25 protein-coding genes, 1 other RNA gene and 1 pseudogene are annotated in these 25,617 nt (G+C 41.8%); 11 read left to right on the top strand and 16 right to left on the bottom strand.

Translation table 11 applies throughout. The features are described 5' to 3' along the window. Positions 1 to 155 precede the first annotated feature (155 nt). Entirely contained in the window at positions 156 to 1,751 is a 1,596-nt protein-coding gene (nadB, locus tag P3L40_RS08260) for an L-aspartate oxidase (RefSeq protein WP_172766962.1), read from the top strand. A 30-nt stretch (positions 1,752 to 1,781) separates the two neighbouring features. Here nadB and trmN read toward each other — a convergent pair whose 3' ends face one another. Then, positions 1,782 to 2,516, bottom strand: coding sequence for a tRNA(1)(Val) (adenine(37)-N(6))-methyltransferase TrmN (gene trmN / locus P3L40_RS08255; protein WP_136134234.1), 735 nt, complete (start codon positions 2,514 to 2,516; stop codon positions 1,782 to 1,784). A 158-nt stretch (positions 2,517 to 2,674) separates the two neighbouring features. Here trmN and P3L40_RS08250 point away from each other — a divergent pair, with 158 nt between their 5' ends. The 4 genes from P3L40_RS08250 (at position 2,675) to srmB (ending at position 7,582) form a co-directional block, all read left to right on the top strand. Beyond that, entirely contained in the window at positions 2,675 to 3,406 is a 732-nt protein-coding gene (locus P3L40_RS08250; protein ID WP_036959022.1) for an IclR family transcriptional regulator, read from the top strand. A gap of 2 nt (positions 3,407 to 3,408) precedes the next feature. Then, positions 3,409 to 4,326 carry a formimidoylglutamase gene (hutG, locus tag P3L40_RS08245; RefSeq protein WP_112308258.1) on the top strand — a complete coding sequence of 306 codons (918 nt, stop codon included), beginning with the start codon at positions 3,409 to 3,411 and terminating at the stop codon, positions 4,324 to 4,326. Between the two features lie 521 nt (positions 4,327 to 4,847). Continuing rightward, positions 4,848 to 6,053, top strand: a complete 1,206-nt coding sequence (gene gltS / locus P3L40_RS08240; RefSeq protein WP_036959023.1) for a sodium/glutamate symporter — start codon at positions 4,848 to 4,850, stop codon at positions 6,051 to 6,053. A gap of 191 nt (positions 6,054 to 6,244) precedes the next feature. After that, on the top strand, positions 6,245 to 7,582 hold the full coding sequence (gene srmB, locus P3L40_RS08235) for an ATP-dependent RNA helicase SrmB (protein ID WP_004264992.1): 1,338 nt from the start codon (positions 6,245 to 6,247) through the stop codon (positions 7,580 to 7,582). A 32-nt stretch (positions 7,583 to 7,614) separates the two neighbouring features. Here the strand turns inward: srmB and P3L40_RS08230 are convergent, their stop codons facing one another. Both P3L40_RS08230 and grcA read right to left on the bottom strand, forming a co-directional pair. Next, complete coding sequence (locus P3L40_RS08230; RefSeq protein WP_210852310.1) at positions 7,615 to 9,060, bottom strand: ankyrin repeat domain-containing protein; 1,446 nt, start codon at positions 9,058 to 9,060, stop codon at positions 7,615 to 7,617. Positions 9,061 to 9,218: 158 nt separating this feature from the next. Further along, positions 9,219 to 9,602: an autonomous glycyl radical cofactor GrcA gene (grcA, locus tag P3L40_RS08225; RefSeq protein WP_036959024.1), complete on the bottom strand. Its 384-nt coding sequence runs from the start codon at positions 9,600 to 9,602 to the stop codon at positions 9,219 to 9,221. A gap of 380 nt (positions 9,603 to 9,982) precedes the next feature. On the opposite strand from grcA, the gene ung reads away from it, so the two are divergent. Continuing rightward, entirely contained in the window at positions 9,983 to 10,663 is a 681-nt protein-coding gene (ung, locus tag P3L40_RS08220) for a uracil-DNA glycosylase (protein ID WP_110591984.1), read from the top strand. Positions 10,664 to 10,716: 53 nt separating this feature from the next. Here the strand turns inward: ung and grpE are convergent, their stop codons facing one another. Further along, on the bottom strand, positions 10,717 to 11,310 hold the full coding sequence (gene grpE / locus P3L40_RS08215; RefSeq protein WP_004264998.1) for a nucleotide exchange factor GrpE: 594 nt from the start codon (positions 11,308 to 11,310) through the stop codon (positions 10,717 to 10,719). 101 nt (positions 11,311 to 11,411) lie between these two features. On the opposite strand from grpE, the gene nadK reads away from it, so the two are divergent. The 3 genes from nadK to bamE all read left to right on the top strand — a co-directional run bounded on the left by nadK (position 11,412) and on the right by bamE (position 14,564). Further along, the gene (gene nadK, locus P3L40_RS08210) at positions 11,412 to 12,311 is read left to right on the top strand and encodes an NAD(+) kinase (protein WP_136134237.1); all 900 of its coding nucleotides are present in this window, start codon (positions 11,412 to 11,414) and stop codon (positions 12,309 to 12,311) included. Positions 12,312 to 12,397: 86 nt separating this feature from the next. After that, positions 12,398 to 14,059, top strand: coding sequence for a DNA repair protein RecN (recN, locus tag P3L40_RS08205; RefSeq protein WP_210852308.1), 1,662 nt, complete (start codon positions 12,398 to 12,400; stop codon positions 14,057 to 14,059). A 112-nt stretch (positions 14,060 to 14,171) separates the two neighbouring features. Next, on the top strand, positions 14,172 to 14,564 hold the full coding sequence (gene bamE, locus P3L40_RS08200; protein ID WP_004265001.1) for an outer membrane protein assembly factor BamE: 393 nt from the start codon (positions 14,172 to 14,174) through the stop codon (positions 14,562 to 14,564). Between the two features lie 173 nt (positions 14,565 to 14,737). On the opposite strand, the gene P3L40_RS08195 is transcribed toward bamE, so the two are convergent. After that, entirely contained in the window at positions 14,738 to 15,043 is a 306-nt protein-coding gene (locus tag P3L40_RS08195) for an RnfH family protein (RefSeq protein WP_004265002.1), read from the bottom strand. Beyond that, positions 15,027 to 15,461 carry a type II toxin-antitoxin system RatA family toxin gene (locus tag P3L40_RS08190; RefSeq protein ID WP_036959027.1) on the bottom strand — a complete coding sequence of 145 codons (435 nt, stop codon included), beginning with the start codon at positions 15,459 to 15,461 and terminating at the stop codon, positions 15,027 to 15,029. The genes P3L40_RS08195 and P3L40_RS08190 overlap by 17 nt, the downstream gene beginning before the upstream one ends. A 153-nt stretch (positions 15,462 to 15,614) precedes the next feature. On the opposite strand from P3L40_RS08190, the gene smpB reads away from it, so the two are divergent. Beyond that, positions 15,615 to 16,097 carry an SsrA-binding protein SmpB gene (smpB, locus tag P3L40_RS08185; RefSeq protein WP_004265004.1) on the top strand — a complete coding sequence of 161 codons (483 nt, stop codon included), beginning with the start codon at positions 15,615 to 15,617 and terminating at the stop codon, positions 16,095 to 16,097. A gap of 48 nt (positions 16,098 to 16,145) precedes the next feature. Next, positions 16,146 to 16,509, top strand: a transfer-messenger RNA (tmRNA) gene (ssrA, locus tag P3L40_RS08180). A 505-nt stretch (positions 16,510 to 17,014) separates the two neighbouring features. On the opposite strand, the gene P3L40_RS25140 is transcribed toward ssrA, so the two are convergent. From P3L40_RS25140 to P3L40_RS08135, 10 genes and pseudogenes are all read right to left on the bottom strand, one after another. Further along, complete coding sequence (locus P3L40_RS25140) at positions 17,015 to 17,608, bottom strand: phage baseplate protein (protein ID WP_405029965.1); 594 nt, start codon at positions 17,606 to 17,608, stop codon at positions 17,015 to 17,017. 546 nt (positions 17,609 to 18,154) lie between these two features. After that, positions 18,155 to 18,535, bottom strand: a pseudogene (locus P3L40_RS25135) (phage tail protein); the annotation flags it as partial. Between the two features lie 5 nt (positions 18,536 to 18,540). Then, complete coding sequence (locus P3L40_RS08170; RefSeq protein WP_110592053.1) at positions 18,541 to 19,200, bottom strand: DUF2612 domain-containing protein; 660 nt, start codon at positions 19,198 to 19,200, stop codon at positions 18,541 to 18,543. Beyond that, positions 19,197 to 20,384, bottom strand: coding sequence for a baseplate J/gp47 family protein (locus P3L40_RS08165; RefSeq protein ID WP_110592054.1), 1,188 nt, complete (start codon positions 20,382 to 20,384; stop codon positions 19,197 to 19,199). Before P3L40_RS08165 ends, P3L40_RS08170 begins: the two co-directional genes overlap by 4 nt. Then, entirely contained in the window at positions 20,377 to 20,721 is a 345-nt protein-coding gene (locus tag P3L40_RS08160) for a hypothetical protein (RefSeq protein ID WP_110592055.1), read from the bottom strand. Before P3L40_RS08160 ends, P3L40_RS08165 begins: the two co-directional genes overlap by 8 nt. After that, entirely contained in the window at positions 20,718 to 21,410 is a 693-nt protein-coding gene (locus tag P3L40_RS08155; protein ID WP_110592056.1) for a Gp138 family membrane-puncturing spike protein, read from the bottom strand. Before P3L40_RS08155 ends, P3L40_RS08160 begins: the two co-directional genes overlap by 4 nt. Positions 21,411 to 21,413: 3 nt before the next feature. Continuing rightward, positions 21,414 to 22,229 (bottom strand): baseplate hub protein, encoded by an 816-nt coding sequence (locus P3L40_RS08150; RefSeq protein ID WP_110592057.1) that lies wholly within the window; start codon positions 22,227 to 22,229, stop codon positions 21,414 to 21,416. Next, positions 22,222 to 22,515: a phage baseplate plug protein gene (locus tag P3L40_RS08145; protein WP_096863415.1), complete on the bottom strand. Its 294-nt coding sequence runs from the start codon at positions 22,513 to 22,515 to the stop codon at positions 22,222 to 22,224. Before P3L40_RS08145 ends, P3L40_RS08150 begins: the two co-directional genes overlap by 8 nt. Before the next feature lie 3 nt (positions 22,516 to 22,518). Next, a complete protein-coding gene (locus P3L40_RS08140) occupies positions 22,519 to 23,046 on the bottom strand; it encodes a phage baseplate protein (RefSeq protein ID WP_110592058.1) in 528 nt (175 codons plus the stop codon). Continuing rightward, entirely contained in the window at positions 23,043 to 25,553 is a 2,511-nt protein-coding gene (locus P3L40_RS08135) for a hypothetical protein (RefSeq protein WP_405029961.1), read from the bottom strand. Before P3L40_RS08135 ends, P3L40_RS08140 begins: the two co-directional genes overlap by 4 nt. Positions 25,554 to 25,617 lie beyond the last annotated feature (64 nt).

The raw sequence follows: 25,617 nt of genomic DNA, 5'->3' as shown, positions 1-25,617 counted from the left end.
CGAATGCGATAGCTATCACACTAAAAGCATTTGAATACGTAAATAGCGCTAGGTCAATATACTGTGCATTAACAACCATCCACTAATAGCAATAGGACACTCGATAGGCTAACATAAAAAACTCAATACATACTATTATATACATGCAAACACTTATGAACGAATCCACACAGCATTACACTGATATTTTAATCATTGGGAGTGGTGTCGCAGGACTTTCAGCTGCCTTACGGCTCGCCCCTTTTCATCAAGTGACCATTCTCAGTAAAAGCAGCCTCAGTGAAGGGGCATCATATTATGCACAAGGTGGTATTGCCGCCGTTTTTGATGACACTGACAGCATCGAATCCCATGTAGAAGATACGCTAATTGCTGGTGCAGGTATCTGCCAGAAAGAAGCTGTTGAGTTTATTGCCTCCAATGCGAAACATTGCGTGCAATGGCTTATCGACCAAGGTGTTTTATTCGATACTGAAATTACCGAAAGCGGTGAAACACAGTATCATTTAACCCGTGAAGGTGGCCATAGCCATCGGCGGATCCTCCATCATGCTGATGCCACAGGAAAAGAAGTTGAAACCACGTTAGTTGACCTCGCTTTTGCCCACCCAAACATTCATATTAAAGAACGCTATAATGCCGTCGACCTTATCCTTTCTAATGAGGCTGAATCGCCACGAATTTTAGGCGCTTACGTATGGAACCGCCAAAAAGAGCAAGTTGAAACCATTCGAGCGAAAACGATTGTTCTAGCAACGGGCGGCGCGGCTAAAGTTTATCAATATACCACGAATCCAGATATTTCTTCTGGTGATGGTATCGCAATGGCGTGGCGGGCTGGCTGCCGTGTTGCTAACCTTGAATTTAATCAATTCCACCCAACGTGTTTATTTCACCCACAAGCACGCAATTTCTTATTAACTGAAGCATTACGTGGTGAGGGGGCTTACCTCAAGCGTCCTGATGGTAGCCGATTTATGCCAGATCACGACGATCGCGGTGAACTTGCTCCTCGCGATGTTGTTGCACGAGCTATTGACCATGAAATGAAACGCCTTGGTGCTGATTGCATGTATTTGGACATTAGCCATAAGCCTAGCGATTTCGTTAAAAACCATTTCCCGACTATTTATGCGAAATTGATGACTTTAGGGCTCGATCTGACCAAAGAACCTATTCCTATCGTTCCTGCAGCCCATTATACATGCGGTGGCGTTATTGTAGATGAAACGGGTATGACTGATATCACGAATCTCTATGCAATTGGCGAAGTGAGCTACACTGGCTTACATGGTGCAAACCGTATGGCATCCAATTCACTATTAGAATGCTTGGTATACGGCTGGGCGGCGGCTGAAAATATTAATAAAACGATCAAACAGATCGACGAAATTCCCTATTTATCTGAATGGGATGAAAGCCGAGTGCATAACTCAGATGAACAGGTTGTTATTCAACATAACTGGCATGAATTACGCCTATTTATGTGGGATTACATGGGAATTGTGAGAACCACAAAACGGCTTGAGCGCGCACTGCGTCGCATCCATCTATTGCAGCAAGAAATTCACGACTACTATGCAAATTTCCGCATTTCAAATAACTTACTTGAATTACGTAACCTAGTTCAAGTCGCTGAATTAATGGTTAGTTGTGCATTAGAACGCAAAGAAAGCCGTGGATTACATTACACCTTGGATTACCCAGAACCACTTCCTAATTCAGGCCCCACTATTTTAAAACCTGAATAACATGAGCTAGGGCCGGCCTTTGAGCCGGCTTTAATATTTCACATAAAATGGCTGAATTAGTTTACGAAATTCATCGGTATACTCACCCTTTTCATCTTTGAGTGCCAGCGATGTCACTTGTGTTTGTATCTCTTGCAGTTGAATGCCCAATAGCATGCGATGGTAGACCGTTGTAGGTTTATCACTAACATTGACGCGAAAAGCGGTAAACCAACCTGAATTCTCAGCCATCTTCTGTATTTTTTCACCAACTTCATAGGGCAGCACTAAACAAAATAGTCCATGAGATGTAAGACAGGATTTTGCACTTTCGAGTAATACATCATGAGTTAATGTCGCGGTATATCTCGCTTGGTCTCGTTTTTCATCCCGACACGCAACCGCAGGTTCAAAGTAAGGTGGGTTACTAACAATCAAATCATATTGAACCGATGACAACTGGCTGTAACTCACAATGTCTTGATTGATGACATGTAAACGATCCGCCCATGGGGATTCAATAAAATTTTCTTGTGCTTGTACTGCCGCGTCACTATCTAACTCGACGGCATCAACACATAACATTGCATTTCTTTGTGCTAGCATCAATGCTATTAGCCCACTACCGCTACCAATATCCAATACAGACTGAACACCGTCTGCAGGAGCCCAAGCCCCCAATAGCACACCATCCGTCCCCACTTTCATCGCACATCGGTCATGAGCCACAAAAAACTGTTTAAACGTAAAACCGCCTTTACGGTAATTCTTTTTTTGCTTACACATGCAAACACTCTAATTGTCTAATACTTGTTCGAACATTCTCATACTAAGCAAATAAAAGTCATAATTTAACCTATTTGCTACAATATAATTCTCATAATATGAGAATTATATTTGAGACGAAAAAAATTTACTGATAAGTTCGAAAAAAAGGAGATGCCATGAACAGTATAAATAGAACCTTAGACATCTTGTCTTACATCACAACTTGCGCATCTCCAGTGACGCCACAGTCTATCTCATCAGCGTTAGAGATCCCATTATCAACCGTCTATCGTTTACTAACAATTCTCATAGATTGGGAATTTGTATCTCACGCAAAACAATATGGAACATACTGTGTTGGCTCGCAGAGTATCAAAAATCAAGAAAAATACTATCACCACAGTTTATTGATGAGCGCGTCTAAACAAGAACTGCAAACTTTAGCGAAAAAAACCCAAGAAACCGTGGCGATTATCACCTCAAATTTACGAGAGACCATTTGTGTCGACATGATTGAGAGTGAACAAGCGCTGCGCTGCTCTTTTATTATTGGCCGGGGCAATACTTTAGTTAAAGGAGCAAGTGCGAAAACATTGTTAGCTTTTCGTCATGAACTCTATCAAAACCAAGTACTTGAAGCTCATACAAAGCAGTTAACCACTGAACAACAAAAAATAAAGCTACAACAAGATTTACAACAGATACGCAAACAAGGTTACGGCATGTCTGTGAGTGAAATCGATGAAGGCGTACTGGGTGTTTCTGCACCGATTTTCAAAGGTAATGATGTGTTAGCTGTCGTTTCAGTTATGGCACCTGAATTTCGCTCTACACATCGCGTGGATGAATTTATCACGCACACCCGCCAAACAGCGCATAACATCACTAAATTAATTAACTTGGAGTAACTATGACACAACCTTTCCAATGGCAAGGGCGCACAGATGGTGAAACACAAGAACATTTGCGCATCCACCAAGTCATTAATAAACACACACCTGCCAAGTTTGCATTAATTGGTTTTGCTTCTGATGAGGGCGTTCGACGCAATAAAGGCCGCCAAGGTGCAAAAGCAGGCCCTGATGCAATTCGTCATCAACTGGCAGGTTTGCCTATTCATCAACCACTTGCAATCAAAGATGTCGGTACAATTCGCTGTGATGATGGCAATTTAGAAGCAGCACAACGCCGTTTATCCGACCAACTTATCGCTCTCCTCGCTGATAACCAAAAACCGATTGTCCTTGGCGGTGGTCATGAAGTTGCATTTGCGAGCTTCCAGGGCCTGTTTGACTATGTTGAACAACATCAAGCGGGTAAAACGATTGGTATTATTAACTTTGATGCACATTTTGATTTGCGTGAAGCCCCTGTTGCCACTTCTGGCACTCCATTTTTACAATCAGCCATGTTGTGCCAGCAACACCAACGCTCTTTCAAATATTTATGTTTAGGCATCGCAGATCATGGCAATACAAAAGTATTATTCGATACCGCAGATACGCTAGGTTGCCAATATATCCGCGATAAAGAACTCGCTTATTCCAAGCTACCTCAAGCGATTGAAAAAATTAAAAAATTTATTGACGAAGTAGACTATTTATATGTCACCGTTGATTTAGATGTATTTTCTGCTGCTATTGCGCCGGGCGTTAGTGCACCAGCACCAAAAGGCATTTCTACTGAAATTTTTGATGAATTGTTTGCCATTATCAAGAGCAGCCAAAAAATTGCGGTTTTTGATATCGCAGAATGTAATCCTGAATTTGATATTGACAACCATACCGCCAAACTCGCGGCTTATTTGATATACCAATATTTATTCTAATAAAACAACACAACAACTCGACTGATAAATACACTGTTTCTCACGCTGTTAAGATTATTAATTTTCAAACACCACAATAAAAATAGCTTTGAAGTTGATTATCAAACTAGCCGTAACACAATAACTTAATGGTTTTTAACTATTGAATTTCGCGTTACAGCTAGGCGGCAAGTGACGTTATCCCTAGGAGCTACAAAAGTATGTGACTAGGGTAACGGAGCGCGGCCAACAACGCTGTAGCGCAATAACTTAATGGTTTTTAACTATTGAATTTCGCGTTACAGCTAGGCGGCAAGTGACGTTATCCCTAGGAGCATACAAAAGTATGTGACTAGGGTAACGGAGCGCGGCCAACAACGCTGTAGCGCAATAACTTAATGGTTTTTAACTATTGAATTTCGCGTTACAGCTAGGCGGCAAGTGACGTTATCCCTAGGAGCATACAAAAGTATGTGACTAGGGTAACGGAGCGCGGCCAACAACGCTGTAGCGTGAAAGACAACAGTTAAAAAGGGAAAAATATGATTCTACACCTCGACACACTCTCCACCCTCTTCCTAACGGTGATCTGCCTACTCATGGGGATCCACTTAAAGAAACGTATCGAATGGCTACAGCGCTTTTGTATCCCTTCTCCCGTCATTGGCGGCTTTCTGGTTAGTTTGATTATTTGGGGGCTCAAATCATTTAATCTGGCCGAAATCAATTTTGATACCAGTTTACAAACCTTCTTAATGGTCGCTTTCTTTACCACTATTGGTATTGACGGCAGCTTCCGTATTTTAAAAAGTGGTGGTCGGTTACTCTTTATCTACCTGTTTATCTGCTGGTTTGTGGTTATTTTCCAAGACACCTTTGGTGCAGGCCTTGCTCATTTACTCGGTGTTGATCCCGTTATTGGTATCATGGCTGGTGGCGTTTCTCTTACTGGGGGACATGGTGGTGCAGCAGCCTTTGGTGGCATGGCTGAGGGCCTTGGCGTGCAATCCGCAACGGTTGCCGCAATTGCCGCAGCAACATTCGGCCTAATTACAGGAAGTTTACTTGGTGGTCCGATTGCAACATTCTTAATTAAGAAATTTAACGTGCAGATTAAAGCTGATGAAAATGTTGAGCGAGTTCAAGTTCCTGAAACCATTGCTGGAAAAATTGAATCCATCGATGCTCACGCCTTTTTAAAAATGCTAGCACTTGTTCTTGGAATTATGGTTATTGGTCAATTCGCTTCAGCGCAATTTACCAAAGCAACCGGGTTTTCTTTGCCGAGCTATGTTGGAGCAATGATCATTGCGATTGTTATTCGCAATATTAATGACCAAGTAGAATTATTCCGTATTAACCAAAAGTCGGTTGACCTTATCTCTGAAGTTTCGCTTGGCCTATTTTTGACTATGGCGATGATGTCATTGAAAATATGGGAGCTAAAAGCTGTTGCTTTGCCATTATTCACCATTCTATTGGCGCAAGTGATTATTTTAATTCTATTAGTTGTCTTTGTCATTTTCCGCTTATTAGGCAAAAACTACGATGCCGCAGTAATGTGTGCTGGCCTAATGGGGCACGGCTTAGGTGCGACGCCAAATGCAATGGCGAATATGTCCTCTGTTTGTGAACGTTACAAACAAGTGTCAATGAAAGCTTTCATGATTGTGCCACTCAGTGGTGCCGTGCTCATTGACTTAGTTGGTATTCCTTATCATACATGGTTAATTAATATACTTAGCTAAGTTAGATAAGCATGAAGGAGGAAAAGCTCTTTCCTCCTTCAATTATTTATCTTCTCTATATTTCACTCACATGCATTGATATATCGCTCCCTGTCCACAGTGAAAACAGTTACACTTGAGCAAAGCTGATTTTTTCAGGTGAACAATTTTGCTAACCTGTTTATAATCAGCGCCCCAAATAGAGGTATATCATGACTGCATCCACTTTTACTGAACTTGAACTTGATGAAAGCCTAATTGATGCGCTTTCAGATAAAGGCTATCAACGTCCAACCGCTATTCAAGCGGCAGCTATTCCTGCTGCAATGGATGGCCGCGATGTATTAGGTTCAGCCCCGACAGGTACAGGTAAAACCGCCGCGTTCTTACTACCTGCGATCCAACATTTACTTGATTTCCCTAGAAAGAAATCAGGGCCGCCTCGCGTTCTAGTTGTCACACCGACTCGTGAATTAGCCATGCAGGTTGCTGACCAAGCAAAAGAATTATGTGCCCATAATCACCTAGACATTGCAACAATTACGGGTGGTGTTGCTTATATGAATCACGCTGAAGTTTTCAGTGAAAATCAAGACATTGTCGTCGCAACAACAGGCCGTTTACTCCAATATATTAAAGAAGAAAACTTTGACTGTCGTGCAGTTGAGATTTTGATCCTTGACGAAGCTGACCGCATGCTCGACATGGGTTTTGCCAATGACATAGAAACAATCGCAGGCGAAACACGCTGGCGCAAGCAGACCATGCTGTTTTCTGCAACTCTTGAAGGCGAAGCTATTCGTGACTTTGCTGAGCGCTTATTAGAAGACCCAATTGAAATTGACGCCGACCCTTCACGCCGTGAACGTAAAAAAATTCAGCAATTTCATTACCGTGCTGACACACTAGAGCATAAAACGGCATTACTGTGCCATTTGTTAAAACAAGATGAAGTCACCAAAGCTATCGTCTTTGTGCGTAAGCGTGAGCGTTTGCGTGAATTAGTCCAATGGTTACGTGAAGCGGGTATCGAACCTTGTTATCTTGAAGGTGAAATGCCACAGGCTAAGCGTAATGAAGCGGTACGTCGCCTAGTTGATGGCCAAGTTAAAGTACTCGTTGCAACAGATGTTGCTTCCCGTGGCTTAGATATCGAAAACGTTAGCCATGTTTTTAACTTTGACTTACCTAGAACTGCAGATGTGTATTTGCACCGTATTGGCCGTACCGGCCGAGCTGGACGTAAAGGAACCGCAATTTCCTTAGTCGAAGCGCATGACTTCCCATTATTGGGTAAAATTACTCGTTATATTGAAGAACCTATCAAAATTCGTGTGGTTGATTCTTTACGTCCAACAACTAAAGCCCCTTCAGAAGCGATGCTAAATAAGCCAAAACCGTCGAAGAAAGTGCTTGCTAAGCGTAAAGAAAAGAAAAAAGAAGAACAAGCTAAGAAAAAAGAAAAAGTACGCCATCGCGATAAGAAAAATATTGGTAAACGTCGTACTCCTGCTAGCCCTTCTATACCAACAGCTAGCGATAAAAGCTAGTCACTAAAAACGGGTTTAGGCCCGTTTTTTATTTAGCCCATCATTTGAAAAACTTTATCTCGCATTTGTTTGCCTTCATGAGTTAGCAAATCATACTTAATAATATGGCTACCAAGTATATCCTTACAATCTAAGCCTTTATTATTTTTAATTCGCCAATCGGCTCCATTTTGCAATAGTAATGTAGCAACATCAAGTGCATGGCTATTTAACGCATCATGTAAAGGAGTGTTCCCCAAACTATCCTTAATATTCACTGTTAATCCATTTTTTAATAAAAGTTGCGATTGTATAAGACGGCCATTTTGCGCAGCTAAATGCAAAATACTTTTTTGGCCTCTGGATTGAAACATTTTAATTGTTTGACCATATTGAGATTCCATTAGGGCTGCCATAAATTGCCCATTAACTGTTCTGACTGATTGCTGTGCCAATAAACTAATGTCACAAGGTTTATGGTCTAATGATAAAAGTGCTGAAAACTCCGTTATATTTCCTTTTTTGATAGCACTTTCACAACATTCCTGCCAACTCATTTCCTGTTTTTCTTCTTTAGTTGGAAATATTTCTAGTGGTATTTCTTGTACCTTATTATATTCACCTGTGATTGCATTCCAATTATTCCATGGCTTATGTTTGCACATAACCCTAATAATTTTAAGCATTGAATGAGCAATAAAACTTCTTGTTAATAAACGGGTGGGTAACCAATTTTTCCAAGAGCTATGTTCGCTATAAGCCATTTTAATACAATTTCCCAACGCAGAAGGGATCGGTAAAGAGTTTTGTAATCCATCGAGCCAATCATATTGCACCGTGTAATAACGTATCAACCCTTCTTGTGCCATTTTTTCAGCAACGTGATAATCAATCCCAATATTATTAATAGTATTTTTTGCCAGCCCTGCAGGACTGAATGCGATACAGGGTGATTGACTCGCTAACGCCGCTATTGATGCCAATCCTCCACCTAATGAGTGTCCTGTACAAATTGTGTTTCCATTAACTGCATTGAATAAAACATTCATCAAACCAACCGCTTGAAAATATTGAGACTCATAAAAACCAAGGCCTTGACGAATATTACTGTAAAAATCGATAATATCGTTAGTACCAGCAAAACAAAGAATATATAAATCATTAAATCGACAGATATTAGCTTGAAAACCTGTTTGCTCGTCGTTTAATAGTTCCGCATTAATTCCGAGATCAAAAATCTCTTTATTACTTAATCTTTCAACACCCTGAATATTCCCCCAATTTTTATGATAAGCACCTTGCGCTAATAGAGCCAAAATATAGTCATTTTGTTGTGCATGACCTCCTAAGAAGTCTTCTCTTAATATCTCTTTAGGCCATAAATCTGTTATACAAGGTTTAATTTCTTGATGTTGGTGCTGCAAATAAATATTTAAGTTTTCTCTAACAAAAATATATTCATCTTTTTTTGATAATGTTTGTAGTGTTGATAGTGACATGAATTCTCCCTAACAAGTGTATTTGTTGGAAGAATATTGAAATACAAATAACCAAGGTGGGAAATAATCAACTTTATTAGGAACAAATAAAAAGCCATTGGTAACAATGGCTTTAGAATTTATTATGCATTACTAGATGTAATTACATTTAATATTTATTACAAGCTTTCAGTGAAAGTACGAGTAATAACATCACGTTGTTGTTCAGGCGTTAATGAATTAAAACGCACTGCATAACCAGAAACACGGATTGTTAATTGTGGATATTTTTCTGGGTTTTTAACTGCATCTTCTAATGTTTCACGGCTTAATACGTTAACATTTAAGTGCTGACCACCTTCAACACGTACAGTTGGTTTCATTTCTAAAGGAACTTCACGATACTCAAAAGCACCTAATTCGTCTTTAGCAACGATTTGCCCTTCGTTATAATCGGCTTTCGCACAAACACAACGAGCTTCATTTTTTTCGTCATCCAGTAACCAAAACGAATTCATCAATGCTGCATTATCAGTTTTAGTAATTTGAATACCTGTAATCATGTCGACCTCCACGTTCGAGCTAGATTGCATTCGATTTGCTTAATAAATCGAAGCTACATTAACCATCAATCTTATGAAAACTTGTAATTGGATATTTGGTCTAACCAATGTATATAGGTATTTTATACCAGCTAGATCCCCTATTTTCTTTGATATTTATCAATTATTCCGCTTAGTAACTAATTTAACCAACCCAACATTATGATTTAAATCAAAATTCACAATTCATTTTTTTAACTATTTTTATATATTTTCAATTTTTTTTAAAGATTAATACTCAATATCAGGGCTTTATCTCTCCCTCATGAACCAGTAAGCTTATAGCTATCAACTGGTTCATATAATTGTTCCTTCTTAAATTTATTGTTATGGAATATTTCATGTCAAACTCCATTACGTGGCACGATGTTATTGGCCCTGAAAAATCAAAACCTTATTTCAAAGAAACGTTGGCTTATGTAGCAGAACAACGCAAAAATGGTAAAATTATCTATCCTGCTCAAGACGACGTTTTTAATGCATTTAGGTATACCGAGCTTTCTGATATTAAAGTTGTTATCCTTGGGCAAGACCCTTACCATGGGCCAGGGCAAGCTCACGGCCTCTCTTTTTCCGTACTCCCAGGAATTAAGCCACCACCATCATTAGTCAATATGTATAAAGAGCTAGAAAAAGATATTAGTGACTTTCAAAGGCCTAATCATGGGTACTTGCTCAGTTGGGCTCAACAAGGTGTTTTACTCCTTAACACCGTCCTCACCGTCGAGCAAGGCAATGCCCATTCCCATGCACATTTAGGTTGGGAAACATTTACAGATAAAGTTATTGAAGCAATTAATGAAAATACCGAGGGCGTGATCTTTTTACTCTGGGGCTCTCATGCCCAGAAAAAAGGTAAAATTATTGATACTAAACGCCATCATGTTCTGAAAGCCCCACATCCCTCCCCACTTTCTGCTCATCGCGGGTTTTTAGGTTGTGGGCATTTTTCACAAACAAATGAAATTTTAGCTCAGCAAGGCAAAAAACCTATAGATTGGACACCTGTAATTAGCGAATAATTTCAAATTGCGGACAATAAAAAATGGGATACTCACGTATCCCATTTCATCGATTATTTAGACACAATAACCATTGCAGGTCTGAGTAAACGGTTATTTAACGTGTACCCTTTTTGCATCACATCAATCACATGATTAGCTTGGTGATCAGGTGACTCAATCATCGTCATCGCTTGGTGAACTTCAGGGTTGAATGGCACATTCACTTCACTGACAGGCTCAATACCGAACTTAGCCACTGCATCTAAAAAGGTTTTTAACGTTAAATTTAAACCTTCTAACATCGCTTTAGACTCTTCACTTTCGTGATCAGCAGCTTCTATTGCACGTTCCAAGTTATCAATCACTGGCAATAATTCATTTGAGAATTTTTCCAGTGCAAATTTATGTGCCTTTTCGATATCTTGCTCAGTCCTACGACGAATATTTTCAATTTCGGCGTGTGCACGTAACATCGCTTCACGTTCAGTTTTTTGTGAAGCTTCTAACTGTTGCTCAAGCTCAGCAATACGCGCGGCTAACGCTTGTTCGTCTGCTTGTAACTCATCAGCTTGTTGAACGCTGGCTTCTTGCTCAGCTTGAACTTTTTGTGATTCATTTTGTTCAAAAGCTTGCTCATCATGCATGTTTTGGTCTTTACTACTCATGAATATCTCCGCGTATTTAGCATTAATCCCATATATGAGAGTATTATGGGGATCTAATACAGGGATTCAAGGGAAGTCATACAATCAGAGGCCAAAAAAGTATGCGAAAGGACAATAATACAGCACTACCACATTTTAAAACGATAGGCATTGTCGGGCACCCTAGGCATCCTGAAGCATTGGCAACTCATGAATTAATATACCATTGGTTAATTTCAAAAAATTATCATGCCATTATCGATAAACAAGTTGCTAAAGATTTAAAATTATCTAATGCCAACACTGGTACATTAACTGAAATAGGCCAACAGGCTGATTTAGTTGTCGTCGTTGGCGGGGATGGCAATATGCTTGGCGCTGCTCGTATTTTATCCCGGTATAATAATAAAGTGATCGGTGTAAATCGTGGTAATCTCGGTTTTCTTACTGATTTAGACCCTGATAATGCATTGCAACAACTTTCAAGTGTTCTTGAAGGAAAATACCGCGAAGAAAGACGTTTTTTACTAGAAGCACAAGTCATTAAAGCTAACCAAAAAGCACGTAAAAGCACCGCAATTAATGAGATTGTTCTGCACCCAGGCAAAGTTGCGCATATGATCGAATTCGAGGTTTACATTGATGAAAAATTTGCCTTTTCTCAACGTTCTGATGGTTTGATTATCGCCACACCAACAGGTTCTACAGCTTATTCTCTTTCCGCAGGTGGCCCTATTTTAACCCCAAACTTGGATGCTATTGTATTAGTTCCAATGTTTCCACATACCTTATCCTCCAGACCACTGGTGATTAGCAGCGACAGCAGTATTCGGTTGAAGTTTTTACGAACAAATATTGATTATGAAGTCAGCTGTGACAGCCAAATTATGCTCCCTATTCAGGATGGAGAGGAAGTTATTGTTAAACGTAGTAATAAAAATCTTAATTTAGTTCATCCACAAGATTACAATTATTTCAATACATTAAGTTCAAAATTAGGCTGGGCTAAAAAAACTTTTTAATTTTTTCATTCTGCCTCTTTACTGTATAAAAAAACAGTCATATACTGTATTAAAACACAGGTGTGTATTTTTACAGGAGAGCGCAGATGCTTACCCAACTAACAATCAATAATTTTGCAATCGTACGTGAATTAGAAATTGATTTCCGTAATGGTATGACAGCCATAACCGGTGAAACAGGTGCGGGTAAGTCCATTGCTATTGATGCTCTTGGCCTATGTTTAGGTAATCGGGGGGAAGCCAATATGGTACGCCCTGGTGCACTGCGTGCTGATCTTTGTGCCCGTTTTTCCTTAGTTGATGCTGAGATGGCTGCTAATTGGCTTATTGAGCATCAACTTGATAACCAAAATGAGTGCTTATTACGTCGGACTATCTCTCCTGACGGTCGTTCCCGAGGTTTTATTAACGGCGTTTCTGTACCTTTATCACAACTTAGAGAACTCGGTACATTACTGATCCAAATTCATGGCCAGCACGCACACCAACTCTTGCTAGATAACACTCATCAAAAGTCCCTGCTTGATGCCTATTCAAACCGGCAAGAACTACTTGCTCAAATGAAAAAAGCATGGAAAACATGGCACGACTCCTGCCAACAATTAGCCGTATTTCAAAAAGAGATGCAAGAGCGTGAATCTCGACAACAGTTGCTGGAATATCATCTAAAAGAACTGAACGAATTCCTTCCTGTTCAAGGAGAATTTGAAGAGATAGACCAAGAATATAAACAACTCGCTAATCATGGGCAATTTTTATCTATTGGTCAAACAACCACGCATATACTATCTGAAAATGATGATGCGAATGTCATTAGTTTATTAAATATGGCAAAAAATGAATTGACTGATCTCGTTGCTCTCAATCCGAAATTTTCAGAACTTCTCGATATGCTTGAAGAAGCATCAATACAAGTCAGTGAAGTCAGTGATGAAATAAAACATTATTGCGATCAATACGAACTTGATCCCAACCGTTTATTTGAACTTGAGCAACGTATCTCTAAACAAATTAGCTTAGCTCGAAAACATCATGTTAGCCCCGAGGCACTACCTGAACTATTTCAACAGTTATTGACTGAGCAAGAACAAATTGCTAATCAAAACGAAGATTGTGAAACTTTAAACGAGCAAGTCGCTATCGATCATCAAAAAGCATTAGCTTGTGCAGAGCGTTTACACCATGTGCGACTGCATTATGCCCAAGAGTTAAGCACGCTAATTACCAACAGTATGCATCAACTTTCAATGCCTCATGGCCTGTTTACTATTGATGTGAAATTTATACCAGAACAATTGCAGATTGATGGTGCATGTAAGATAGAATTCAATGTTACAACGAACCCAGGTCAGCCACATCAGGCGCTCGCTAAAGTTGCTTCAGGTGGTGAACTATCGCGTATCGCACTAGCTATTCAAGTTATTACCGCTAAGAAAATGGATACTCCAGCGTTAATTTTTGATGAGGTCGATGTGGGTATTAGCGGACCAACAGCCGCTATTGTTGGTAAGTTATTACGTGAGTTAGGTGAATCAACTCAAGTCATGTGTGTAACGCATTTACCTCAAGTTGCAGGTTGTGGACATCATCATTTTTATGTAAGCAAAGAAACTAATGGCGTTGAAACTGAAACTCATATGCAGCTATTAGATAAAAAATCTAGATTACAAGAGCTTGCGCGCCTTTTGGCAGGTTCAGAAGTCACCAAAAATACACTAGCCAACGCAAAAGAGTTACTTGCAGCATAATTTTTGACAACTTTTTTACGCTCATGTGGTCTTAGAGTCGATAAGGAAGGTTTTAAATTGTATCAATGTCGATTATCATTGATGTTCTGACTCCAAAAGGAATGAGATATCCATGCGTTATAAATTGTTAACTGCTGCCGCACTATCACTCGCATTAATGTCTACGGGCTGTTCAATGATGGAACGTCTTGTCTATCACCCGGACATTAACCAAGGTAATTACCTCACAGCGAAAGATGTTGCTAAGATCCAAAAAGGAATGACACAGCAACAGGTCGCTTATACTTTGGGCACGCCAATGTTATCTGACCCGTTTGGTACTCAGACTTGGTATTATGTTTTCCGCCAAGAACTAGGGCATGACCCAGTTCAGCAAGAAACTTTGACTCTGATTTTTGATCGCAATGGTATTCTTACTGACATCAAAAACGAGAAAAATCTTGCCGCGCAGGAATCAATGGAAGCTGCTGAAACAAAAGCATCAGAAACTAAAACAGCTGACTAACCACAAACACTAAGAACCACCTAGTGTGATAATAACAACCTGTTTTCTGAAGGACTTATTCAGGCGGGTTGTTATTATGAGTATCTTTATTAAAAATTTATTTAGACTCAACTTGTATAAATAAATTTAAAGACAAAAACCGAGCTTTGCTCGGTTCGCTACGTATAATCGGTTTACTTATTTTTAACTTCTTTAGACTTTTCCGCTCGTTTGCGACGTAATTCTTTTGGGTCTGCAATCAAAGGTCGATAAATCTCAACACGATCCCCATCTTGCACTAAATCTGTCAATTTAGCAGGGCGACTATAAATACCAATCTTATTTTTTTTAAGATCAATATCATCTCTAAGAGCTAAAATACCAGAAGCTAGTATTGCTTCTTCTATTGTCGCCCCCTCTTTCACTTTTACTGATAGCAAAAATTGCTTTTCAGGAAGCGCATATGTCACTTCAATATTCAGCTCAGACACTGTATACATCCTTTGCTCTTAAAGTGAAGGCTTGAACCATATTATTAGCTAATTCCTTAAAAATTTTGCCAAATGCAAGTTCTATCAATTTATTTGTAAATTCAAAATCAAGGTGAAACTCGATTTTACAAGCATCAGGGCTTAAAGGAATAAATTTCCAACCACCAGCTAATTTACTAAATGGCCCTTCCACAAGTTGCATATGAATGCACTTGTTATCCTCTAGCACATTTTTTGTGACAAAAGTTTTGCTAATGCCTGCTTTTGACACTTCAACAGAAGCGGTCATTTCTTCAGAACTATGACTAATAATTCGGCTACCCACACACCCCGGCAAAAAGCTCGGATATGAAATAACGTCATTAACGAGTTTATACATTTGTTCTGCGCTAAAAGGGACCAACGCAGAGCGACTAATCTGTGGCATATCAATTCCTATCCCCAAAAACTGAGCGTATAATACCATCTTTGATTGGTTAAACAAAAAACAAAACCCACATAGGGCAAGATTTGCACAATCAAAAAAATATCAGCTTAGAAAGATTTCTTTCAACTCAGCTTACAGTATAATGATTGCACTATGACAAAGAAAAAACCATATAAACCCGGTTCAGCAACAATTGCTATGAACAAGCGTGCTCGCCACGAATATTCTATCGAAGAGGAGTTCGAGGCGGGTCTATCCCTACAAGGTTGGGAAGTCAAATCACTCCGTGCAGGCAAAGCCAACATTGGAGATAGCTACGTTCTTTTAAGGGACGGCGAAGCTTATTTATTCGGTGCAAACTTCACACCGCTGACTGTTGCATCATCGCACGTTGTGTGCGACCCAACTCGTAGCCGAAAATTACTTTTAAATCAACGTGAATTAGATACACTCTACGGTAAAGTTAACCGCGAAGGTTATACCGTTATTGCACTTTCTCTCTACTGGAAAAATGCATGGTGTAAAGTTAAAATCGGTGTTGCCAGAGGTAAAAAATCTCACGACAAGCGTTCTGATATTAAAGAACGTGAATGGCAACTCGATAAAGCACGTATAATGAAACATTCTAACCGCTAACCTCTAGCTTTATAGAGTATTTTTCTGTTATACTACGCTCAACAACTTGGGGCTGATTCTGGATTCGACGGGATTTGCGAAACCCAAGGTGCATGCCGAGGGGCGGTTGGCCTCGTAAAAAGCCGCAAAAAAATAGTCGCAAACGACGAAAACTACGCTTTAGCAGCTTAATAACCTGCTTAGAGCCCTCTCTCCCTAGCCTCCGCTCTTAGGACGGGGATCAAGAGAGGTCAAACCCAAAAGAGATCGCGTGGATGCCTTGCCTGGGGTTGAAGCGTTAAACTTAATCAGGATAGTTTGTTGGTGGCGTGTCTGTCCGCAGCTGGCAAATGAATTCAAAGACTAGACTAAGCATGTAGTACCGAGGATGTAGAAATTTCGGACGCGGGTTCAACTCCCGCCAGCTCCACCAAATTTGGTGGGTCAGTGATAGGACAACAGGTTTAAAAACAGGAAGTTAGCAAAATTAGTTGGACTAGGTACTGGCAACATTAAGACTAGAAAGTGCACGTGAAATGCACGCGCATTTGAAAGTTACTAAAAGCTCACTTCGGTGGGCTTTTTTATTGTTCATAGAAAAACAACCTATTAAGGTTATTTCTTTGTAGCTCAAATTTAGAAATGGTAGAATTAATTGGAGCTTTCTTACTTTTACAATAAAACATTAGCCGTTTAACAGTAAAAACGTGTTTTTATAGCGGCTTTATCGACTACTCAGACAACTGTTTTATCACTTGGTAATACAGTGATGGGTCTTTAAAATTCTTAGCCGTAGCTTTAGTTCCGTACTCGCTCAAATGTCCACCATCATAAGTATATGGTAGATTTTCAGATGTCAGCTCATCACCTAATTCAGAGCCATATAGCATTTTTCTAATTGGATAGGTCTGATAATATAAACCTATCCAATCTTATTTTTAACTCAAACGATACCAACCCATAAGCATAATATACGCATTCGTCACTGTTAGAGCCGTGCCAGAGCCTAAATTCTCAGTTTCTCCCGAGAAAGTATGCGTGTGCACTCCATTATTCGATGTTTCGCCTACCCAAGATTTAGATGCATCAAATTTCCATCCAGAGTTAGCATCTTGGTTATATGCATTACTATAACTCCAGCTACCACCTGCCCCTCCCCACGAAAATGCACCAGATGCACCTTTTGTTCGACTATCATGAATACTATTGAGTGCGCCTGTTATATTCATTGTTCCACGGTTGTGGGTGTGACCGCCATTTGAACTTGTCGTACCAGAGTATTTTAATGACACTGCTGGGAGGTGACCTTTACCAATGGTCACTGAATCCGAACCACCGGTTGTTAACACATTCGCACCACTTGCAGCAGCTAAACGAATGGTTTTATTTTCACCGATGTACTGCCATTTCGTACCAGGGAATAAGGTATTGGGGTTCTTATTTTGTGCAAACCACACAACAATACCAATAGGGTAAATGGTATTAAGATTGACCGCATTTTGTAATGCATCGGTGACAGCCTTCTGGCTCATCACGTTCGTTGTTGATCCACCCGTTGATTGGGCAACACTGCTCGTATTGAGCTTTGCATTCAACCCGTTATTAAGTGCTGTGTTTGTTGCATAATCCCCCGACGGTTGATAACTCCCCTTAGCTTGGTACCGTGTATCCCCTTCCACTTTGGTGTAGCTCTCGCCTTTGAGTGCGTAATTCCCTGCTGGGGCATAATTGCCCTTAGGTTGATAGTTGGTATCAGACTCCGCTTTTGAATAACTATAACCTGCAGCTTGATAGCTGCCTTTAGGTTGATACTTACCATCGGTTTCAGCCTTGGTATAACTATCTCCTTTTAAGGCATAGTCCCCTGAGGGCTGATAACTGCCTTTCGGCTGATATCGCCCATCGCCCTCTACTTTAGTGTAGCTTTCACCTTTAAGTGCGTAATTGCCTGCGGGGGCATAGTTGCCTTTGGGTTGATACTTGGTGTCAGATTCGGCTTTAGAATAGCTATAACCTGCCGCTTGGTAATTGCCTAACGGCTGGAAGCGCTTGTCAGATTCTGTTTTGGTATAAACATTGATATCACCCGCACTTAAATCCGCTTTAAGTTCTTGCCATGCTGTGCCAGCTACTGGCTCAACATTGTTATTTTCAATCTTCGACTGCCACGTTTTGTTTTTATGATAAACAATTGCGCGGATCGGGTATGGTTTACCTTCTGTCGCCCATTTAGGAAAACCAAAGCTTTGCAACTCGCCTATCGCTTCTGTGATATCGTGAAACATGCCGTTCATCTTTTCACGTTCGATATCTTTGGCCGCAGGATCAATTTGTTGGTCACGCTCATAATCGTAGCTATAGCCTTGCGTGTAAGAAACCGCGCCATCAGCTTGCACATCATCGGGAATAGGGGTTCTATCCCCTTGTGTTGCAAAGGGGATTTTAAAGATTTTTGTCATGAGTTTTAGGCTCCGAAATTACTGCTAAGGAAGTTTTTGCGATGTTGGCCGTGACCAAAGGCTTTCTTTGTCACGATACGATATTTAACCCCTACCCCTGATGGGCGAGGCATAAGGTCGAAGTTTTCAAGAAGTACCCGTAATCGTTCGTCCGGGTTGAAATTAAACACGTAATACAGATAGGTCATATCAAGCGGGTCAAGTACAAACACTTTACTGTCTGCTTGCCAAAAGAAGCGTTTAAGAAATTCGTTAATATTGGTGACCGTTGGGCTTTGCGTAAGGTTGAAATAGCGCATACGCACGATGAGACGTTTTTGGTCGACCGTCAGCGATAGGGTGTAATCGGCATTACGCCGAAAGTTGCCTTTGAAATTGGTATTCTTTTTACCAAAACCAAAGCCGATTTTTGTTTTATCGCTAGGCGGGACATCAATCCCCAACGGCACATCGAGTATGCGCGCCCAAATATTTAGCCCAAACTCGTTCGCAGTATCGATATTAAATACATCACGGTACCAATCACGCCAAAACTGGATAGTGGATTGTTCAAAATAGTCTGCTTTGTATTTAGCTAACGCCTTGAGGTTTGCCGCATCTTCATATTGCCAAAGGATCGCCTTTAATAAATCAGAATGAAAATCAAACGATTGGATTTTACTCATACCAACACCACCTGTACCGCACTGCGTTTGAGCCTTGCCACCTCATTCATTTTGATTTCATAATTATTTGAAGACCAGGCTTTGCCATCCGTTGAAAGTTCAACTCGTGTAATAAACAACCGAGGCTCGACGGCATTGATACCGGCTGATATTTCAAAAGGTGATACATCGCGCCCCACCACTAAACCGCCCTCACCATCGATATCCCCATTCGCCCATGACTCAACCGCTGCAGGAATAATAGTTTGTGCATCGACGGTGGCTTTTTTCACCGTTACTCGGCAGAACAACACAATTTCTTTCGCCCTATCGAATTTAACGGGATAAATTTGACCGCTGATAGTTTCCAATACCTCAACCTCTTCACGACCGTTAAAGGCGGCGCCAAGGGTTTTAGTACGTAGTAACGAACGTGCTATAGCCTCTTTATCACCCCCTTCAACACACACATAAATGCTATGGGGAACTAACGTGATCCCATCAAAAATCATCGGTTGGTCCGTGTAGTTTTCTCGATACGACAACGAACGTACCCCTTCCAATTCATACAATGCAGAGGTAATCGCCTCCCCCACACTCACCGTGTTTTTGGCTAACGTCTGTTTGCGTCGTCGCCTTGATTGTAAGTCTGATTCAGCATCTCGACCCAACACCGCATTGCTGGGGTTATGTACGGTTTCCCAGCCTAATACCGAACTGGCCACTTTATTAAGTTGACCCACGCCACACTCAACCGCCCCTGTTTCAATGGCGCGCATATCCCCAGTTACTGAGCCATCTTTACCGATAATTAAGGTTTTGGTGGTTTCGAATAAGTCGCCATTCAGCGTGGCAGCTTGTGACCCCTTAGGGATGATAGTCTCGGCAATACCCGTGAATTTCACCTGTGATAAAAAGGAGTGTGTGGCATCAAAACGCTGCCCGCCCATTAAGGCCCATATTGCATCAAGGAAAATGCCACCAGCTAAATCGGGGTTAATTTGATTGGCCAACTCTGCATTATTGCGCACAACGGCGTCCCGATTTTCGACCTCCATGGTGATCAATGCGCCTTGTGGGGTTTCGGGGTTAACATCTAAATCCTGACCAAACACACTTCTATATTCGCTTTCGACATCATCACGTAATGTGCTGGTATCCGGCACAATTACACCCTGTGACGTAAGATATTGATAATCAGCCATTAAGCGTTATCTCCCCATAGATGGTTTGGATCAACGCGGTATAGTTCAGCGAGTTATCCGCGATAAATGCCGAAAATGACACTATTGATATCACATCATCCAGCTCACGCAGCCGGTCACGAAACGCCGCTTCAAATAACGGAATGTCCGCCTGTCGCCCAAACGTGGTTTTCCAGTAGGGAATACCCATATCGAGCTTATGCAGCATTTCACCGCGGAGTGCTTTGGCATAATGTTCACAACGGTTTTTAGATGCCCGTTCACCACTCACAATCGACAAGTTTCCGTCATTGCCGAGATGGATGTCGTTATTGCTGTTAACATTAAATGTTTTCATACGGGGACTCCTGAATTGCTATTACCACTTTGAATACCGCTGTGTTTATGTGTTGAGCCGATATCTTTACCGTTGTGTTTCATCGTGCCCCCGTTTGAATCGCTGTTACCATTCACGGCCTGATTACCATTGATGGTGACATTGCCGTTAAAGGTAGTTTCAGGCACATTGACCTCAAGAATCGGTGAATCTAAAACCGCTTTTCCTGCATGTAATGACAAACACACAGAGCCATCCATGGACTGAATCACCAAGGCATCCGTATTTTTGCCATCAATTAACCAGCCTTTAAGTGTATCGGGAAAGAACATCGCATCGCTGAAGGTATGTAAACGAGCCGTATTCGGTTCATCTTCCAAACCGCCACGCTGAAAGATTAAGCTGATATCGCGGTCATTGGCTTTTAGCCAACCAAAGTCTCCTGGTTTAATTGGCATACGAATAAAAAAGCCACCGCCGCCAAAACGAAAAACGGGAATATTCGGCACTGCCGCTCGCCTGATTTTTTGCCCTTGTGTTGATACCATCATGACGAGCGGCTTAATCACCGCGCGGTTAGTTTTATCGTCATAGCTCACCACAGTTGCTGGGAGCATGTCGTCAATATTCATCAATAGGCTACGAAACGCAGCCATAAACTGCCCTGCCAAGCTGCCTTCGCTAGCAATATCATTATTGGGTTGGTTCATGGTTTACACTCGTTTGCAGGTCGCTTGGTAAAAGAAAGGGTCGTCGTGTGAGGCAATATCGAACTTAAGTTGCTCAATAATATAATCGCCATTTAAGGCAGGATTAAACTGACTTTCAAGGCGTAACATGCCGCCCAATGACGACTCACTATCAATTAAATAAGTGACATCGACGCCCTTCTCAGTGGCTTTCGGTATCCCTACCATGCCCGATTTTTGGTTAAGAATTCGCAAACGGCCACTTAACGCTTTGTCCTGGTCTTTCACATACAACATGTCATCGTCGATAAACGCTTTCACATTGCCCGCATCTTGCAGGCGTTCCACTTGCTTGAGTGCTGGCCCACAAAAATACCAATTAGCGATATTTTTATCGGTGGCTTGAAAGTCCAATTTAACCCCGCAATCCTGTGCTATGTTCTTAGCCAGCTCGCTCATTTTACTTATGGCACTACCCGATGAAGAAACAATATCTCGGGCGTTTGTATTGTTGGTTTTTGCTTTTAAGGTCAGCGTTACATCGGGCGGTGAGGCGATTTCTGCGCTAACAATATCCCCCACATAAATGCGAAAAATACCGGTGCTAACACGGCCGGCTTCAACAATTAAACGGTGCGGTTTCTTCGCTTGGGTATAAGGGCTGGTTTCGGTCAGCAACATATTGCGTGTTGTCGCATTGAGGCCATCGATATTCACCGTGCATTCATTTTGCAGGGGATTGGCATATTTAGTGCCGTTAGCACGAATTCGCAGCCCCTCATACCATTGCAGCCGACCATTAACTTCAATCCCTAATCGTATGCGGCGTAAATCAATCATCATCCCCCCACCAAACAAGACTGTGTGATTGGCCAAACTGCGCCCACCACGGATATTCATCATTTTCAGTGATAAAGGCAAAATTACCGTTACCCGATAAATATCGGTAGGGGATCAGCGGTTGATTGGGCATCACACGAATGCCTTGCAATAGAACCACATCATTGCGCTTGATATCACAACACATTGTTGTTCGCGCCACTTTAATCGTCAGCTCCCACTCGTCACCGCCAAGGCTCACGCGCAAACGTTGATTAGGTACGGTATTTAAAGGGATCTCTTGCATGGGTCACCACCCTAACGTAAATTCACCGTCAGCAATTTTGGTTGCTGCCGATTTTTTCTTTTTGTCCGGTACCGTGGACGTTTGCACTTTCCCGCGATTCACCGTGCTCGATTGCTCTTTTTTTGCCACCTTACGGGGCGGCAGGTCGCCATATTCAGGCTCAACCGTTCGCCACTCCGTAAAGCGCAGCGAGAGTTTAATCGCATCGGCCATCTCTGGAATTTCATCGTGATAGAGATTCACTAACAGCATCGGCTGGTAGGTTTTCACCCGAGTTTGAATACCCACTAACTGGTGTTTATCATAGGCTTGTTGCAGGGTTTCAAAGGCACTTTTCATTTCGCCGGCTAAAATTAAATCCATACCAATTTCAACGGGCTGAACTACCACATGGTCACTGCGTGTTTCCCCCGACTCAACGGTAAATTGTGTTGCTTTGTGTTCGTCACGGACGTTAATTTGAATCGGATTGGCCGTTTCAAATAACGTCGAAAAGTTATCGACATTGAAGATTTTCACCTCGGTGATCATTTGCTTACCCCCGAACTGGTTTGATGGGCTAAATCTTGTAGCTGGGATTGCAACGCATCTTTCGTGCCATTCGCCATTCCTTGCGCGTCCGTCGCTTGGGTTTCCACTTTGATTTCACCAATCGACAAGTTAGTTTCATTGGTGGTACTGGATTGATTACTGATAGCTTGGCTGGTCATCGGGTTAATTGGATTAGCCGACATACCGTTAATTTGTTGGCTCAGCCCTTTCACTAACAACGCAGTATCTTCTCCAGATAACTTGGGCTGTTCGGGGATTTGGTGCTCTATCGTGCCGTCAGTCGTGATTTTGCGTTCAACCGTTTGAGTCACTTGTGCATCCTCAAAACCAAACCACCCTTTGACCGTGCTCCAGCCATTTTTAATCGCTTCTAAGCCGTCATTAATCCAACTTAAATACTGTTTGATTTGCGCCCATAACCACTTAAAAATCCCTACAACGGCATCAGAAGCCACCGTAAAGACCCCTTCAAATTGCTTGCCCCAACCCGCTAAATCGCGAATAAAGTCCGTGAGCCATGCCCATAACTGCTTGCCACCATCAACAATAAAGTTAAAAGCAGCCACCGCCACATCGGCGACAACTTGAGATAAAGCCATGACAAAATAAAAGAAGGCTTTAAACGCTTCCCACAACGCAATAATGACCGCCTTAAGTTCGGGGTATTCATCCAAAATACGCCCTATCATCGAATCGTTGCCGTCGATAAAATTCATGATATCGTCATAAACTAAGGCAAACGCCGCAGCCAGTAAGGCAATAACCGCGATAATCGCCAAGATGGGCCATGTTGCTGCCAAGGTCGCTGCCGCTGCCGATAACAGAGCAGGCACATAAAACACCGCAATAGCCGAACCTATCGCAATAAAGAACCCCACAATGAGCGATTTGTTTTCTTTGCAAAAGCTCACAAAGCGGTTAATCCACTCTAACCCTTTAGTTAAAATCGGGATCACCATTTCTAATAAGCTGTTTTTCAGTAAACCTGATGATTGCTTAAAGCCTTGCATGGCTTTGTTGAATTTGATGGATTGTTCAATACTCTCTTTGTTGATGCCTGAGTACTCTTTTTGAATACCCATCATGCGCTCGAGTTCTTTGCGACCTTTCATCATCAGCTCGACGGTTTTATCATCTGTTACGCCCAGTCCCGCAAGCGTTGCCTTGGCTTTATCAAACTTCATACCCTGCACTTTATCTGCAGTCTGAAGTACTTTTTCCATGGAGTTTTTAGCCAAGCCAAACGATTTAGCCATCGCCGATAAATCTGCTTGGGCCGCATCACGCGTGCCGCCCAGTTCAGCCATTGAACCCGCGAATGCGTCTACATCGGCTGTGGCTACATTGATTTTTTTACCTAACTTATCGAGGGCTTCAATTTCAGTCGAACGTGAAATCGATTCTCCCACCAAGGCGGTAGCCCCCATCAGTAAACCAACCGTCCCTAATGCCTTTTTGGCAAACGACATAACCGTATTACCAGCTTGCTGATATTTGGTTTCGGTATTCTCAAGGGCTTTTTGCACGGATTGCTGTGCTTTAATTTCACTGGTCGCCGCTTCAATTCCTTTCACTTTCATCGTGTCCACAAGGCGAATTAGCTCGCTGTAATTACCTTGCAGTGCTTGAATAATGGCGTTGGACAGTTGCTTCGCGGTGATACCTTGGTGTTCGGCTAACGCGAGGTCGGTGACACCTTGATTAAGTTGAATAACATTTTGCTGTAGTGCCCAGTAGTTTGCATCGAGCTCGCCCAAAACAACCTGAGTGGATTGCATGCCTGCGTCAGATATTGACCGCTGCGCCTCAAGGTTAGCCATCGAATCTGTTACTGTCTCTAATTGTGTTTTAACCGAGCCAGTTTGGGCAATAACCTCATCTGCATTAGTAACGAAATCAATCGAATGTTCAATCGATAAGCCTTGCACCGATTGGCGTAAGTCTGCCATCACACGTTCAATTTCTGCGGCGCCATCGGCAGTAGTGGTCGGGATTTTTTGCAGCTCGTTAACATACTCACTGACTGAGCCTTTTACCTGTTCTAATGCGTTTTTTTGGTCACCCACCGATAACGAGCCGAGATCATTTTTCAGTTGGCTGATTTCAGCTTGCAGTGATTGCCCCCACTCCCCTAGCGTATCCCCCGCAAAGACCCAAGCTGTGTCTGTATTTTGCCGTTGCTCATCCAATGCGCTTAATGATGAGCTCACCGCATCTAACCTATCCACGATGTGGCTTGTCTCAGCACTAACCTCGCTGGCATTGATTGTAAACTGAATGGCATGTTCGGTCGACAGCCCCTGCAGTGATTGCCAAAGCTCTGTCATTACACTCCTGATGGTCAGTGAACTTTGCTGCGCCGCTTGTTGGGTTTGTTTCATGCCATCAATAATGTCATCGGTCGAACGTTGCACCTTTTTAAATGCCCCATCCGCTTGCCTTGTATCAAACTCAAAGACCTGCACAAAGGTATCCATTAATGACATTAGCGATCCTTTGAAGCCGCAAGGGCTTCGTTATAACGGTTAGTAATGGCAATTTCCCATAGGT

It is taken from the genome of Providencia sp. PROV040 (assembly GCF_032706145.1).
In the GTDB taxonomy this organism is placed as follows: domain Bacteria; phylum Pseudomonadota; class Gammaproteobacteria; order Enterobacterales; family Enterobacteriaceae; genus Providencia; species Providencia hangzhouensis.
The sequence above is the reverse complement of the archived record's forward strand: the minus strand, read 5'-3'. Positions and strand labels throughout refer to the sequence as shown.